We start from the raw sequence: 14,792 nt of genomic DNA, 5'->3' as shown, positions 1-14,792 counted from the left end.
GTCTGGAGCTGTTCATCTGGCGCTCATGGCTCTTTCTCCCTGGGCGGCAGCAGCTCCGACAGAGTGGAGCAGAGCAGCCGCATATCCACGGGCTTTGCAATGTGTCCGTTCATGCCGGACTCCATCGCCTTCTGCACGTCCTCGGCAAAGGCGTTGGCCGTCATGGCCAGGATCACGATCTCTCGTGCGTCGGGACGCGGCAGGGCCCGGATGGCTCTGGTCGCCTCATAACCGTTCATCACCGGCATCTGCACATCCATGAAAATGGCGTCGTAGGTACCTGGGCTGCTGCTCTGGAACTCCTCCACCGCCTGGCGGCCGTCCTCCTTCAGGACACAGGTCGCGCCCCGCATCTGGAGCAGCTCGCCCAGAATCTCGGAGTTGATGGCGTTGTCCTCCGCTACAAGGAAATGGAGACCGGCCATTGACTTCTCGCTCTCCTCCTTGAGGGTCCCGGGCGTCTGGGCTTCCGGTCCGTCTTCCACCGTGTCAAATTCCAGCTCGATCCGGAAGGTCGTACCGTGGCCCAGCCGGCTCTCAAGCTGGATCTCTCCCCCCATCAGCTCCACCAGGCCCTTGGTGATGCTCAGGCCCAGGCCGGTCCCCTCGACGCCGCTCACGCGCTCACTGCGGACAAACGGCTCGAACAGATGCCGCTGGAATTCCTTGCTCATCCCGATCCCTGTGTCGCTGACCGTAAAGCGGTATCGGGCCTTCCCAGCTGTCTGGCAGGCAGTCTCCTCCAGCTTGAAGGACACATGCCCCCCCTCCTTGGTGAATTTGATGGCGTTGCTGAGCAGATTGATGAGGATCTGCTTGATCCTGAGCATATCACCCCGGAAGCACGGATGGGTGATGTTCTCCTTTTCCATGACAAAATGGATGCCCGCATCCTTGAACTGGGCCATCATGATGGAGGAGATCTGGTCCATCAGCTCATCCGACTGGATACAGATATCATTCATGTGTATTTTGGACTGCTCGATCTGACTCATGTCGAGAACATCGTTGATGAGGCTGAGCAGATGCTGGGAGGAAATCGATATTTTATGGAGATAGTCGGCGATCTTATCCGGCTTGTCGATGTTGGCCTGGGCCAGCGCGGTCATGCCCACGATGGCGTTCATGGGGGTCCTGATGTCATGGCTCATGGAGGAGAGGAAGTCGCTCTTTACCCGGCTGGCCTTTTCCGCTGCTGAAAGAGCGGCCTCCAGGGTGCGCTTCGCCTCCCGCTCCGCCTTGAGCATGTCCGTCACATCTGTGCGGACAAGGCAGACCCGTCCCAGTCGCAGGTCGATGGCCGACACGACCATGTTTTTCGTCAAAATATCCTCGGATTCCCCGGCGATCGAGTAGGTGAAGGAATAGGACTTCTCTTTTTTCAGCCGTTTCATCATCTGCGCCGGGTCCAAAAGCTGCGCCACGCGCTCCCTTTCCCGCTCCGTTACCAGCTCATTGAGTACCCGGACCACCCGCTCTGACTGGCAGCCCTGCTCTTCCGGCAGCCTGCTGTCACCGCCGCTGACGATCTCAAATCTGTCGTGCAGCAGGTCCACATCGGCGACCAAATCATAGTCAAAGGAGGACAGGCGCTGAAAGATCTTGTCCCGGACCACCTGCCTTGTAATATCTGTCACGGTCAGAACTCCGGTGATGTCCCCTGTGCCCGGCGTCTCCAGCAGATTGACCTTGAATTGAACATATCTGCCCTCCGCGCTTCCCGGCAGCATGACGAAGCAGGGCATCAGGATCTCTGTAATCCCCTGCTCATAGGCCCGGAGCGACGGCCCATTCAGATATTTGCTGTAAAACTCTTTTCGCTCCTCCGGGTCCACCACCAATGTGCCGATGCCGGTAAAAAAGTCCTCCCGTACCTTCCCAAACCGCTCCAGCAATCGGGAGCCTGTACGGTCCTGGATCTCTGTGATCTCATTCCTGCTGATGTTGCAGTGTCCCAGGATCAGCACCTCCGGACCACTCATCAAATAGTGCCGGAAGATCTGCTCCCCGTACCGCTGCCGCTCTCTCTCCTGCGCCTTCTTCTCCTCGGTGATGTCATTGTAGTCAGCGTACACCCGGGCTTCTCCACCATCGCTCTGAATCACAGAGAACTTTACACTGACCCAGATGTAGCTTCCATCTCCCTTTCTCAGGCGGTACTGAAGGTCTGTCCGTTCACATTTCTCTGTGATACAGCGGTCCAGGTTCTCCTTCACATAGTCCCGGTCCTCCGGGTGGACGCCCGACAATGCGTTCTCCTGGTAGAGCGCCCAGACCTGGTCCATCGGCATACCCACCATGTCCGCAAAGCCATTGGACAGGTACTCCGGCTCCAGCTCACCGCCCACTTCATGGTGCACCACCGCCACACCGCCTGGAAGATGCTTCAGTACCGTTTCAAAATACTTTTCCAGCCGCTCCTTTTCCCGTTTGACCGTGACCTCCTCCGTAATGTCCCGGACGTACTTGATGTAGGCCGGAGTTCCGTTCCAGTCGATCTCCTGAAAGCGCGTGACATAAAAATGGCCCTCCTCCTGATAATACATCTCAGGGGCGGTCTCATCCTCTCCACGAGGCCGCATCGCGCAGTGGGGACAGGGACTGTTCCGTCCTTTCAGGAAGCGGTAGCACTTCTGCCCGGATTCGCCCTCCTCTTTACAGAAGATACGGCTGAGCTGATTGGCATAGAGAAGGTCGTAGCTCTCCTTGTCGATGACATAGACGTCCTCATCATTTTCATCGGCAACACGCTGAAACAGCTGTGCCTCGGGGGACACGCCGGAAAAGAGGAGCTGGTAACCGTCCTCCCCCTCCCAGCCGTCTATCTGGAGCCATTTCAGGCCGCCGACGCCGCCTTGAACCGGAAAACACACGCAGACCCCTCGTCCGCTCTCCCTGGCAGACGTCACCGTCTGCTCCACCTGCTCCCGGTCTTCCGCATCCAGGAGCTTCAACGCATCCGCCTGGATGTGATCTTCAAAATATGCTTTGCTGTACCCGAGCAGACGGATCACCTGATCCGGACAGTATTGAAACTCGAACTTTCCGGTCTCCCCGTTGTACACCGCGATCCCGCCGTGGAGCAGATCCATGATCCGCCTTGTATTGTTATCCATCCTTCTTCCTCCCAGGTATTTGGACTTTCGATTGTACTTCCGGCGACGGACCGTCACCGATCCCTCAGGCAGGCATCCAGCACGCGCCGCAGCGCATCCAGGTCCACCGGCTTGGTCAGGTGCTCGTTCATGCCGGCCATGATAGACTGCTTCACATCCTCGGCAAAGGCGTTGGCGGTCATCGCCACAATGGGGATCCCCGCAGCATCCGGATGGCTTGACCCACGGATGGCCCGGGCCGCCTCATACCCGTCCATCACCGGCATTTGGATATCCATAAGGATCAGGTCGAAGTGTCCTGGTGGCTCCGACTGGAAGAGCTCCACTGCCTCCCGGCCGTCGCTGGCCCGCTGGACAGCGATCCCCATCATGGACAAAAGCTCCTCCCCGATCTCGGCGTTCAGGTCATTGTCCTCGGCCAGCAGTACGCGGGTATTCTCATAGATCCCCATGGCCGGTTCTATCTGCGTTTCCTGCTCCTCTGGCCGCACCAGCTCGCGGAAGCTGCTCAGCAGCCGGCTCTTGAAGAGCGGTTTTGTCAGGAAATGCGTCACGCCAATGGACCTGGCCTGGGCCTCGATCTCCGACCAGTCGTAGGCCGTGAGGAACAAAATGGGGATGTGGTCGCCCACGGTCTCCCGAATATGTACCGCGGTCTCCAGCCCGTCCATACCGGGCATCTTCCAATCCAGAATGATGGCAAAGTAGTCCTCCCCGCGCCGGTTCCGCTCTGCCGCCAACTCCACCGCCCGTTGCCCATTGAGACACCACTCCGCATCCAGCCCGATCTCCCGGAGCAGGATACAGGTGCTCTCGCAGGCGTCCTTGTCGTCGTCGGCCAGCAGCACCGGAAGCCCGCACAGCATCTCGGGCAGCGAGGACTCCTCCGGCACAAATTTCAGATGGATGGTGACGGTAAAGCGCGTCCCCTTGCCCAGGGTGGAGTCCACCCGGATATCGCCGTCCATCATGCGGATGAGGTTGTGGGTGATGGCCATGCCGAGCCCTGTGCCGGTCACCTTGCTCAACCGGCTGTCCTCCGCCCGTGTAAAGGGCTCAAACAGGACCTTCAAAAACTCCGGGCTCATACCGATGCCGTTGTCCTCAAAGATAAACTCATACTCTCCGTAGTTGGCGCTGTGGGAGGGCCGTTCCAGCGCAGTCATGCGGATCTCGCCCCCATCCGGGGTATACTTCACCGCGTTGCTGAACAGATTGACAAACGCCTGCTGCAGCCGAAGGCAGTCGCCGAAGACCCGCTCGTGGCGCAGCTTCTGGACATTGACCTCAAGGACATGTCCGTGCTCCTGTGCCGAAGGCATGACGATCGTCAGCGTCTCGTCAATGAGATCAGCCAGGCTGAACTCCTCCTCCTGAAGCTCGATGGCCCCCGACTCGATCTTGCTCATATCCAAGATCTCATTGATAAGGGCCAGCAGGTGCCGGGAGGACATGTTGATTTTCGCAAGACAATCCTGGATGCGGTCAGGCTCATGGAGATGGGTGGCGGCAATGGCCGCCATGCCCACGATGGCGTTCATGGGCGTGCGGATATCGTGGCTCATCCGGGAGAGAAATTCCGTCTTGGCGGTGTTGGCCGACTCAGCATAGTGGTAGGCGTCCTTCAGCGCCTGCTGCTGGAGCAGACGCTCGGCCTTCAGCCTGTCGATGTCCGCGTGGTACATGGCCACCTTGGCGGGCTGTCCCTCCACCCGCTCGGTCACCTGGAAGATGGTCCGCAGCCAGGCGTTCTCCTGGGACCGGATGGTATACTCCAGCTCGATCCGGTTCTCCTGAGCCAGACTGCGCCGCAGATTCTCCAGGCTGGTGAAGCGCCGGAACTCCTCCTGGTAGTCCTCCGTCACCAGCCGGTCCACCGCCTGCCCCAGGACCTCCGAATACACCCCCTCCGAAGGGAGCGGCAGGTATTCCTGCCCCCGGTAGGCCAGCATGGTGAACCAGTCCCGGCCCAGGTCCACTTCAAAGATGCCCACATACTCATTCTGCATACCCAGCAGTGCCCGCTGGAGCTTGCTGTATGTGTCCCGGTGCCTGATCTCCTCCGTGGCGTCCCACAGCAGTCCGTAGACCATGGGCGGGCAGCCCGGCTTCTGAGCCCGTCTGGCCAGGAAGCCGAACCACACCAGCTCCCCCGTCCGGGCATGGCGCATCTGGATATGAACGGTCTGCTCCGTTCCCTGGTCAAAGAGTCTCTTGACCGCTTCGACCTGGTCCTCTGGACAGACCGCGCCACTGTCCACGCTTTTCAAAAAGTCTTGGGTCACCAGCAGGGATTCCTCCTCCTGCTCCTCCCCCTGGTCATTTCCATTGACCGGAGCATAGACGGACAGCACATCCTGTTGAATGTCATAGCGGAAGGTATAACGCTCCGAGCTGCGGATCGCCTGGCGATACCGCTCCTGCTCCAGCTCCTCCCGCGTCCGGTCTGTGATGTCCCGGTACACCCCCACCGCCGAGCCTGTGGGCTGCCCATCCTCGGAAAGGATGGCCCGGAAGGTCAGCTCCTGGACGCTCTCACTGCCGTCTGCCTGGACCAGCCGCACCGTCCCGGAGGCGTTGGGCGCGCCGTTCAGCACCTCCTCATGGACGCGGATGTACTCCTTTATGCTGTCAGGTGCGATCACGCCCCGCTTCACCATCTCATAGGGGACTCCCGGCTGTATCTCCGCCACCCCAAAGGCTTTCGCGGTCCTGGGGTCCACTTGAATGGTCTGCGTGGCCAGGTCATAGATGAACACCAGACTGCCGGACTCCTCCGCGGCGATCTGGAACGCCTTCATAAAGACATACTGCTGCCTATCGTACTCCACGTTTACTGCCTCCCAGCTCTAAAATGCGATCTCTTTGCAACCGGTCCACAGCCTGTTTTTCAAAACACGTTTATCCTTTGACCGCCCTCAAAAGGCGCCCTCGCCCTTCCGCAGACGCTTGTTTTCATACATCCGCTGATCCGCCAAATGCAGCAACACGCGGTAATCCTCCGAATCCTCGGGGTATTGGGCCCAGCCGATGGAATACACCACCTTCAGCTGCTTATCGCAGGAGTGGACCCACACAGAATACCTTCCGTTTTCTTCCGTCAGCTCCATCAGCACCCGCTCCAATGTCTCCTGGTCCGGATAACCATAGAAAAAGACGGCAAACTCATCCCCGCCCAGCCGGGTGGGAACCACATGCTCCTCGGGGAAGGATTTGAGGATCTCAGCGATTTTTTTGAGATACTGGTCGCCCTGCGCGTGGCCGTAGGTGTCATTGGTCATTTTCAGTCCGTCCGCATCCAGCATCACGAGAGCACCAGAGCCCAGGGCGTCGGGGCGCTGCATCAGCTGCTCCATCCGGTGGTAGAAGCCCCGGCGGTTATAGAGCTCCGTCAGCTCATCCCGGTCCCGCTGATACCGCAGCTGCTCCTGCTGCCTCCAGCCGGTGGTCACGTCCACCAGGACGGCCAGATGACTCTTCTTATGATCCATCTCCTCCAGCCGAATGAACCGGAATCCATCCGGGCCGGCCAGCTCATAGATGTTATCATCTACCCGCCGCCCCTTTTCCTTCAGCTCTGAAATGCAGTCGGCGATCTGCTTACATTCCTGCTCCTGCTCCTGATACTCCCCCTCCAGCATCAGGATCTCCCGGACCCGGCTTGTGGCAAAGCCCGGGTGGATATCTGTGGGGTACTCAAAGATCCCAATGGGGAGCTTGGAGCGTTCCAGGGCGATGGAGGTCTTCAGGACCGTCTCCCGCACCATCGCCAGCATGTCGTTGATATAGCTGCAAAGCTCCTCCAGCTCCGGGACGGCGGTGGAGACCGGCACCTGGTCCAGCCGCCCCTTTCCGATCTCCCGCAGGTCTTGGTTGATAGCGGCGAGCTTCCGCACGATACGGCGGTCAATGAAGAGAAGGGCCGCCGCTACCGCCGCCAGGAAAATCAGCAGCACGTAGAGGGCCAGGAATGCCGTATTGATCCAAATCTGCTGCCGCAGCCCACTACTGAGCGCAGTCCGCACCAGATACAACGAATCAGATCGGTACACAGCCACACAGCACTGCGCTCCGTTAACCTCCGCATAGGACAAATTGACCGCCTGTGGAATCTCGCTCAGATCAAAACCAATGTCCTCCGCCCGCAGACCCACCTGCCACACCAGTGTACTGGCGATTACCCGGCCATTGTCCGGATCGATGGCATACAAATTACAATTTTTCTCTGTGGGCATGGAAGCAAAAATCGTTGCCAGGGTCCGCCCCTCCATGGCCTGTTGCACCCGCACCGGCTCCATACCAATCTGAACGATCATGCTGCCATCCTCACTCCACACGGCAGCATACTGCATCAGCTTTCCCTCCGCCGTATTGGGGGTGATCTCCTGGCACATCTCCAGTGTACGGTCCTCCAGCATGGGCTGGAAAAACGCGATCTGCTCTCCGGAATCAAACGTATAGTGGTAATACTCCGGGTGGGTGCCGAAATAGACCTCTCCCTCTGGATCAAACAGATGCAGCTCGTCCACATCCAGCAGCTTGGCCAGCGCCCGGAGCTGGGCCAGATCCTCCGCAAGCTCCGGGCGGGCTTGCAGCACATAGGCGGCCACCCGGGCGCTTTCCAGGCAGTTTTCTGAAAACTCCGCCCGAATCTCCTGGATATCCTCCATGTTGGAGCGGATCAGGTTCTCCACCTGCTCAAACATGGTCTCGGAGGTCTCCTGAAATTTTTGATGGGTCAGATCCCACTGCACCTTCAGGTTCAGGGCCAGCACCAGCACCATGGTCAGTACCAGCATCACAATCGCCATCTTCAGCAGGCTCTTTTTCATATGCGCTCTCCCTCGCTCCCACTGTGCCGGACAAGCCCAGCCCATTCCCAGAGGAGCCCACTATCGGTCTCCCGGTCTCCGGCTTTGTCAGTGAGGTTTATCAGGTAAATTATAGTATAAATCCCCGAAGTTGTCTATCCAAACCCATCTGTTTTCTGTTTCTTGGGGGCACTTTACCGGCGGGCGGCCCGACAACTCAGCGGACACCCCGTCTCAGCTGGTCGATCTCCTCCTGTAACTGGGTCAGGAAGGCCGCGGCATGTCCCCCGTCCATCTGGGTGTGGTGGAACTGGAAGGACACCGGCAGGACGGACCGGAGCAGCTTCTTCCGGTACCTGCCCCAGATGAGAAAGGGGTTATTGTAGCATCCGGCGTAGAGATTGACCGCGCCGTCGATCTCATATCCCGCCAGGGCGGAGGTGCCGACCACCATATAGTCCTCCCCCAGCTCATGGCCCTCCCCACTGTCATGGACCTGTCCGGTCAGAAGAAGATAATCCCGGTTGAACTGCTCCAGGTCCTCAGAGACCGGGATATCACAGGTGGCGATCCCGCCGTCCCGGGTCGCGACCACTGTATTGACCGCCAGGCGGTCATACTGCATCAGCTTCTCCCCCAACGGAAGCAGATAGAACTCCTCTGTCCGCAGGGCCGCCCGCCCGACACACCAGCACAGGAGCATGTTGAGCTTCCAGCCCCCCTTCCGGCTCAGCCGCACCAGGGGCGTGACGTCCAGGGTCTTCATCAGCGTGACCATAGGCATGGGAGCCGCCATCCACTGGGCAAAGGCCAGCGCCCGGGGCGTGGTCTTCGGGTCCACTTCCCGCATCCTTTTCCCTCCCTTTCTCTCGTTCTGCCGCGTCTCAGCGGCGCTCGCAGGCAAAAAGATCCCGCCTGTCGCGAGGACACGCGGGATCGTTTCTCTCTTTTGTTCAGAGGAACCAACGCTCCAGGCAGTCTCGGACCGCCCCCTCCTCATTGGAACAGACCACGATGTCAGCCGCCTTTTTCAGCTCCGGAGCGGCGTTGGCCACCGCCGCGCCGATCCCGGCCAGCTCCAGCATCTCTCTGTCGTTGGGGGCGTCCCCCACCGCCACCACCTCCTGCGGGTCGATGCCCTCCAGCTCCAGGATCACCGACAGGGCCGCTCCCTTGGAGACCCCCAGGGGGAGGATCTCCAAATAGGTATCCTCAGAAAAGACCGTCCGGCCCAGGCCGGGCAGCTGGGGGTCCAGCCACGCCTTGACCTCCAGAAGGGCCTCGTGGGGCCCGGTCATCAGCGTCTTGTTCCAGGGGGACGGAGCGGTCTCCACCGTCACAGGCAGGGCAGGGCGCTTCTCCTTGGCGATGAGGCCCTCCACCTCGGGCGTCACCCGGAAGGAGCAGAAGCCGTCCAGGCCGTGATAGGCCACCGCACCCATCTCCGGGAAGCGGTCCAGGGCAGCTGCCAGAATGGCCCGGACCTCTCTGGGGAGGACCCACCCGCGGAGGACCCGGTCCCCGCCCGCCAGGTCCACCACCTGGCCGCCGTTCCCGGTGACCACTGGGAGATTGATGCAGGGCAGCAGCTCCGGGAAGACCCGGATGGCCGCCGGCGCGCGGCCCGTGGCCACGGTGAAGAGTCCACCCCGTGCCACATGCCGCCGGATGGCCGTCAGATTGGCTTCGGAGAGCCGGGAGTTCTCATCCAGCAGCGTGTGGTCCATGTCTGAGACCAGCAGTCGCTTCTTCACAGCTCCACGCCCCCTGTCTCGGCCTTCTGTCCATACCGCCGGGCCAGCTTGACGCCGGAGAGCAGGATGGCGAACAGGAACCAGAAGATGACCATGACCCTGGGGTAGTTCCAGAGGTAGTCGGCCAGGCAGTCCACCAGGATACCGGCCACCGCCGCCGCCGCACCGATGGTGATGAGACGCACCTCACGAGGACAGCGGAGCTTGCAGGCTTTGGCGGCGGATTTGAGCCCGGACAGCATGGCCGCCAGGTAGGAGATCACGCCCAGAAGTCCGGTCTCCAGCCAGATCTGGAGGTACAGGTTATGGGAATGGACGAAGGGCGCGATACCGTGATAGAGGTTCATATCCTTGATGGCCAAGCGTACCGCGTCGGTGCCCAGGCCGGCCCCCCGGACGGGCCGGGTCTGGATCATCTCCAGGGCGGCGGCATAGAGGGGGAAACGGCTGGAGGTGGAGGAGTCCTTCAGATTGAAGATGGTGAGGACCCGGTTGAAAATGGTATCAGGCAGGAAGGGAATGGCGCACAGCCCCAGCAGCAGAAAGCCGGGGATGAGCTTCCGGTTCCACAGGAACACGAAGACCGCCGCAGCCACCGCAGCGCCGATCCAGCTGGCCCGGGAGTAGGTCATACCCAGGGCGATGGCCCCCACGCCGGCGGCGCACAGGGCGCCCAGTCTCCCCCACCAGGAGCGGCTGCACAGCACCAGGGCCGCCGCCAGGGGGAGGAGCATCACCAGCACCTCGGCAAAGGCGTTGGGGTTTTCAAAGACGGAGAAGACACGGCCAGGCATGCCCTCGTTGAGAAGGGGGTCCACATAGGAGTAGTTGATCTCCACGCCCTGGATACGCTGGACCACGCCGTAGGCCGAGACTCCAAAGAGGGCCAGAACGGCAAAGCCGGCCAGCCGCTTGAGGTCGTCCACATGCTCCACGGCGCTCACCGTCACTCCCACGCACAGCATGGCCGTGAGGTGGAAGAACAAAAAGCGCATGGAGAGGGTGGACGAATAGGACACCGGCCAGGACAGGCACACCGCCCCGGCAAAAATAAGGGCGTAGGGGCCGATGCTTTTGAGGTCCACCCGCAGGCTCCGGTTCCGCATGCCCCCCGCCAGGAACAGCAGCGCCATGAGGAGGAAGCCCATCAGAGAGTACCGGTTGTCCCAATGCTCATAGGGGAAGAGCATGACGGCCAGCATCAGCCAGCCGATGGCAGTCGGGGTCTGGGCACCCATGGCAAAGCCCAGCTGCGCAAAAAAGCTGTTTTCAAAGAGGGGCTTGCCCTTCCGGTAGATCCAATGCAGGATGGCGGCCGGGAGATTGACCAGGGTCTCCCCCAGGGCGCAGAAAAAGCTGTCCCGCCAGGCTTTGGGGAAGATGCCGTCCCGGACGACCAGATTCATGAGGGCGCTGCCGTGGAACCACCGGGTCCACGTCCGGGAAAGGCCCCGGAGGAGCCTGCACACACCACTGCCCTCATACCAGCGGTACACCACATACCAGATGGAGAGCAGAACGCGCCCCACCACACTGTTTTCCAAGTATTCCAAATAGAATACGCCTCCTTACCGCCGGTTCTTTACGGCGTACATCAGGGCCAGGAGCCCAAACCACCGCCGGTGGACCAGGCCGGCCACCAGCTGTTTGTTCCGCCCCAGTCCGCGGGGTTCCAGGTCCCGGATGGCCGCGGCCATATCCGGCTCACGGGTGAAGCCCTCCACCCGGCGGCGCTTCTCCCCCAGGGGGGCCGGATTGCCGGGGGCGAACTCGTTGCCGATGGCGATGAGCAGCCCCGCCCAGCAGGTGCTCTCCCGCCACCGGGGATCGTCCCCCTCCAGGCCGTACCGCTCCACCACGGCCTCCTTGGCCGCCAGGAAGCGGCGGAAGGTGTCCATATAGTCAGGCAGGTAGTTCCGGGTCACGGAGGCCGGGTTTTGCAGGTAGTAGTAGAGGGGCGCCTCCACCATGGCCAGCCGTTGGGCCAGACAGAAATACTCCATCAAAAAGAGCTCGTCCTCCAGATAAGCCCCGGAAAAGCGGAGGGCGTGGTCCGCGATGATGGACCGGGAGAAAAGGAAACGCCAGATGAAGCCGTTGAGGACCTCCCCGGGCTTGCCCAGCCGCCGGCCCAGGAGCCGGTCCACAATGCCCGCACGGATCTCTTCCCCGCCGTAGACCCCGGCGGGAAGGGCCCCCGGCTCGGCCCATTTCTGTCCGTCGGGCTGGATGTTCCAGTGGGCGCAGCCGGCGGAATCGGCCCCGGCCCCCTCCAGGGCCTCCAGCAGGGTCTGACAGGCGTCCGGCTCGATCCAGTCGTCGGCGTCGATAAACAGAATGTAGTCCCCCGCCGCCTCCTCCATGCCCAGGTTCCGGGCCGAGGAGACGCCGCCGTTGGTTTTATGGAAGACGCGGACCCGGTCGTCCTGGGCGGCATAGCCGTCGCACAACGCGCCGCTGCCGTCCGGGGAGCCGTCGTCGATGAGGAGGAGTTCCCAATCGGCAAAGGTCTGGGCCAGAACAGAATCCACACACTTGGCCAGGACGGCCTCCGCCTTGTAGACGGGAACGATAACAGAGATCTTGGGCATACGCCGCCTCCTTCTCCGGTGTTGATCGCTTCATTATACCGTTCTTTTCCGGGAAATGCAACTGCCGCAAACCAATGGGACCGACGGAAGCGGAAAAACAGTGGGCGGGAACATCCATAAGTGATGTTCCCGCCCGTGCTGTCAATCGGTATGCACTTCCTTTTGCCCGAACAGAACAAAAATATAGGGCGGCAAGATCCAGCTGACGATGGCCGTGACCCACGGATTTTGCGTCACCCGGTACAGCAGATCGGAAAAAATGCTGTCCCAGCTCGTAAACTCGGAGACATAGATGGCAAACATTCCCTGCATTTTGTAGGCCAACAGGCCAAACACAACATTGAGCGCCGCCAGAACGGTGGCGGAGCAGAGCACCTCCCGGCGGGTCATCCGCCGGAAAAAGAGGAGCCCGCCGATGCAGACGACGGCCAGGAAAAGAAGGACGGACAGGAGGGTCCAGCCGGTCTCGTTCATAGATGCCGTTCCGTCCGGCGACACCGACACCAGAAATCGGGCGCCGAGCCGCACTTCCAGCTGAAAGCAGAGCCAACTCGCAAGGGTGCAATAGAGGGGGACCTTCCACCACGATCTTCTCATCTGACACGCCTCCTTTATTCACTTCGTCACTGTCATCATACAGGAAGTTGGGGCAAAAAGCAAGGAGAAAGCTCCGTTTTCTGTCTTTTTCGCAAACCAGTGGGGCCGGCAGAGGGGAGACAATACGCGGGAGCGTAACGATGTCCCAGCTTTTGCTTGTAAGTACGCACTATGTCAATAGAGTGTGCCAGTTTTATTTTTGTTTTTGCTCTAGCAAATCAATTATTCTATATAGGCCCAAAAATAGGCCAAACATCATCGTGCATATTGCTAACATCAGTTGCTTTGCTTCACGAAAAAATGCAGGCTCTCCAATCGCATAGATTACATAGTATATCACAGCAATTAGAGACAGCATTGCAAGCCCCAGCATAATTTTTGAAATATGCCTTTTCATATTCCTGACTCCTTTATAATGTTAATGTGCAATTATCCGCCTGATGTGTAACTTGACAGTCTCTATACTCTACCATAATAGAGCATAAAAAGCACAAGGCTGGAGCATCTGCAACGGTTCTCCCGCGCAGACCGACGGGGACGCCGGACTTTCCCGGCGTATCAGGCCGTCAAAACGCCGCTTCTCAAATTTTAGACAAAAGTTCAGATTTCTTCTGTTCAAACTCCTCATCAGAGATGATCCCCGCATCCCGAAGGTCTGCCAGCTTCTTGATAAGCTCGATGGGCGGTTCATTCTCCTTGGGCGTATCCTTTTGTTTTTTCCTGGAGAAGAAGTCAGAGATGCGATCCTTCGCTTTTTTCCCGCCTTCTTCCATTTTCTTTTTTGCGCTTTCTGCTTGAGGTATTTCCGTCTCTTGCTCTGCAAAGGTTTCGATTTCGATAATATCTTTCTCAAATTCCTCTTGTGTATAGCCGAAAGCGGCACTATCCAACGCATCCTTGAGTCTGTGGGCCATCGGCATCATGGAGGCAAAGTTCAAACCTCCCGAAATCACTCCGCCAAGCACAGGAACGGCCTTGGAGACGCCCTTCGCCACGCTGGATTTCGTAACCTTGATCCCGACGGCTTTGCCGATCTGCTTTACCATGGGGAACCAAAACGTTTTCGTCAATGCCTTTTGCGGCAGCTTTTTGAGCGTCGTCTTGGCAATTTGGGCAGAGAGCACGCGGACACCGGAAACGGCACCAGAAACACCGAACATCACGCCGCAATACAGTAAAAGCTGACTCTGGACCTTCTCATCATCCACCTGACCTCCCTGCCACAAGTCCTGGGCTCCATACAGATAGGACAATTCCTGCGCGAGACGCAGCGCCATTCCAAAAAACTGCATCACATCCGCCGGGACAGTGGCAGCCATAGCCAATCCACCGGGAATGCCAGCGACAAAAGAGGCCGCAGAGGACTGACTGGTGCGTTTCAAAATGTGTTTATCGGCGATCACGTCAATTCTCTTTTGAGAAACGCCGGCGGAGATCGGGCCGTGGTCCAGTACCTCTTGAATCGCCACCTCTTCTGTGGCGAACAGTTCGGCTAAAAACTTGCTGCGGTTTACTTTTACGCCGGGTATCTGAATTGCGGCGGTAATAACACTTTCAAGGGCAAGCTCCTTTTTTGCAGTTTCTTCGCTCATGGGCCTTCTCTCCTTACCATAATATCATAAAAGCCGGTGCTTTTTCGCGTGTCAATGCATGAAGGACGATCAACACGCCTTCCCTGTTCAGTTGCTCACCGTAATCATATCGGAAGGAAAGCCCAAAAGCAAGGGGCGGGAACATCTGAACGGATGTTTCCGTCTCTCTTGCTGTTTATCGGTAAATATAATGTCATTGGTTTGGTGCTAAATCAACTGCTCTTACATAATACGCATCTCGCACACATTCTATATTTGTAAGAACATGAACGATTTTCTTGACATCACGTTCTGACGTATTGGGAAACACTAATGTATAGTCGTGTAATAT

10 protein-coding genes are annotated in these 14,792 nt (G+C 59.0%); all 10 read right to left on the bottom strand.

The genetic code is table 11. The annotated features are described in order from the left end of the window. Positions 1-23: 23 nt before the first annotated feature. Positions 24-3,116, bottom strand: a complete 3,093-nt coding sequence (locus tag Q0Y09_RS03750; protein ID WP_297717820.1) for a hybrid sensor histidine kinase/response regulator — start codon at positions 3,114-3,116, stop codon at positions 24-26. A 53-nt stretch (positions 3,117-3,169) separates the two neighbouring features. After that, positions 3,170-5,947, bottom strand: coding sequence for a response regulator (locus tag Q0Y09_RS03745; RefSeq protein ID WP_297717819.1), 2,778 nt, complete (start codon positions 5,945-5,947; stop codon positions 3,170-3,172). Positions 5,948-6,034: 87 nt separating this feature from the next. Further along, the gene (locus Q0Y09_RS03740) at positions 6,035-7,948 is read right to left on the bottom strand and encodes a diguanylate cyclase (protein WP_297717816.1); all 1,914 of its coding nucleotides are present in this window, start codon (positions 7,946-7,948) and stop codon (positions 6,035-6,037) included. 196 nt (positions 7,949-8,144) lie between these two features. Continuing rightward, the gene (locus Q0Y09_RS03735) at positions 8,145-8,777 is read right to left on the bottom strand and encodes a CatA-like O-acetyltransferase, family 2 (protein ID WP_297717813.1); all 633 of its coding nucleotides are present in this window, start codon (positions 8,775-8,777) and stop codon (positions 8,145-8,147) included. Positions 8,778-8,880: 103 nt separating this feature from the next. Next, a complete protein-coding gene (locus Q0Y09_RS03730) occupies positions 8,881-9,681 on the bottom strand; it encodes a Cof-type HAD-IIB family hydrolase (protein ID WP_297717811.1) in 801 nt (266 codons plus the stop codon). Beyond that, complete coding sequence (locus Q0Y09_RS03725; RefSeq protein WP_297717806.1) at positions 9,678-11,234, bottom strand: O-antigen ligase family protein; 1,557 nt, start codon at positions 11,232-11,234, stop codon at positions 9,678-9,680. The genes Q0Y09_RS03730 and Q0Y09_RS03725 overlap by 4 nt, the downstream gene beginning before the upstream one ends. Before the next feature lie 15 nt (positions 11,235-11,249). Further along, complete coding sequence (locus tag Q0Y09_RS03720; RefSeq protein WP_297717803.1) at positions 11,250-12,272, bottom strand: glycosyltransferase; 1,023 nt, start codon at positions 12,270-12,272, stop codon at positions 11,250-11,252. A gap of 141 nt (positions 12,273-12,413) precedes the next feature. Further along, a complete protein-coding gene (locus Q0Y09_RS03715; RefSeq protein WP_297717800.1) occupies positions 12,414-12,869 on the bottom strand; it encodes a hypothetical protein in 456 nt (151 codons plus the stop codon). A 193-nt stretch (positions 12,870-13,062) separates the two neighbouring features. Then, a complete protein-coding gene (locus tag Q0Y09_RS03710; protein WP_297717797.1) occupies positions 13,063-13,266 on the bottom strand; it encodes a hypothetical protein in 204 nt (67 codons plus the stop codon). Between the two features lie 184 nt (positions 13,267-13,450). Next, entirely contained in the window at positions 13,451-14,461 is a 1,011-nt protein-coding gene (locus Q0Y09_RS03705; RefSeq protein ID WP_297717794.1) for an SHOCT domain-containing protein, read from the bottom strand. Between the last annotated feature and the right edge of the window lie 331 nt (positions 14,462-14,792).

This window comes from Intestinimonas sp., assembly GCF_026169115.1.
Taxonomy (GTDB): domain Bacteria; phylum Bacillota; class Clostridia; order Oscillospirales; family Oscillospiraceae; genus Intestinimonas.
This window is presented reverse-complemented; position numbering and strand designations above follow the sequence as displayed.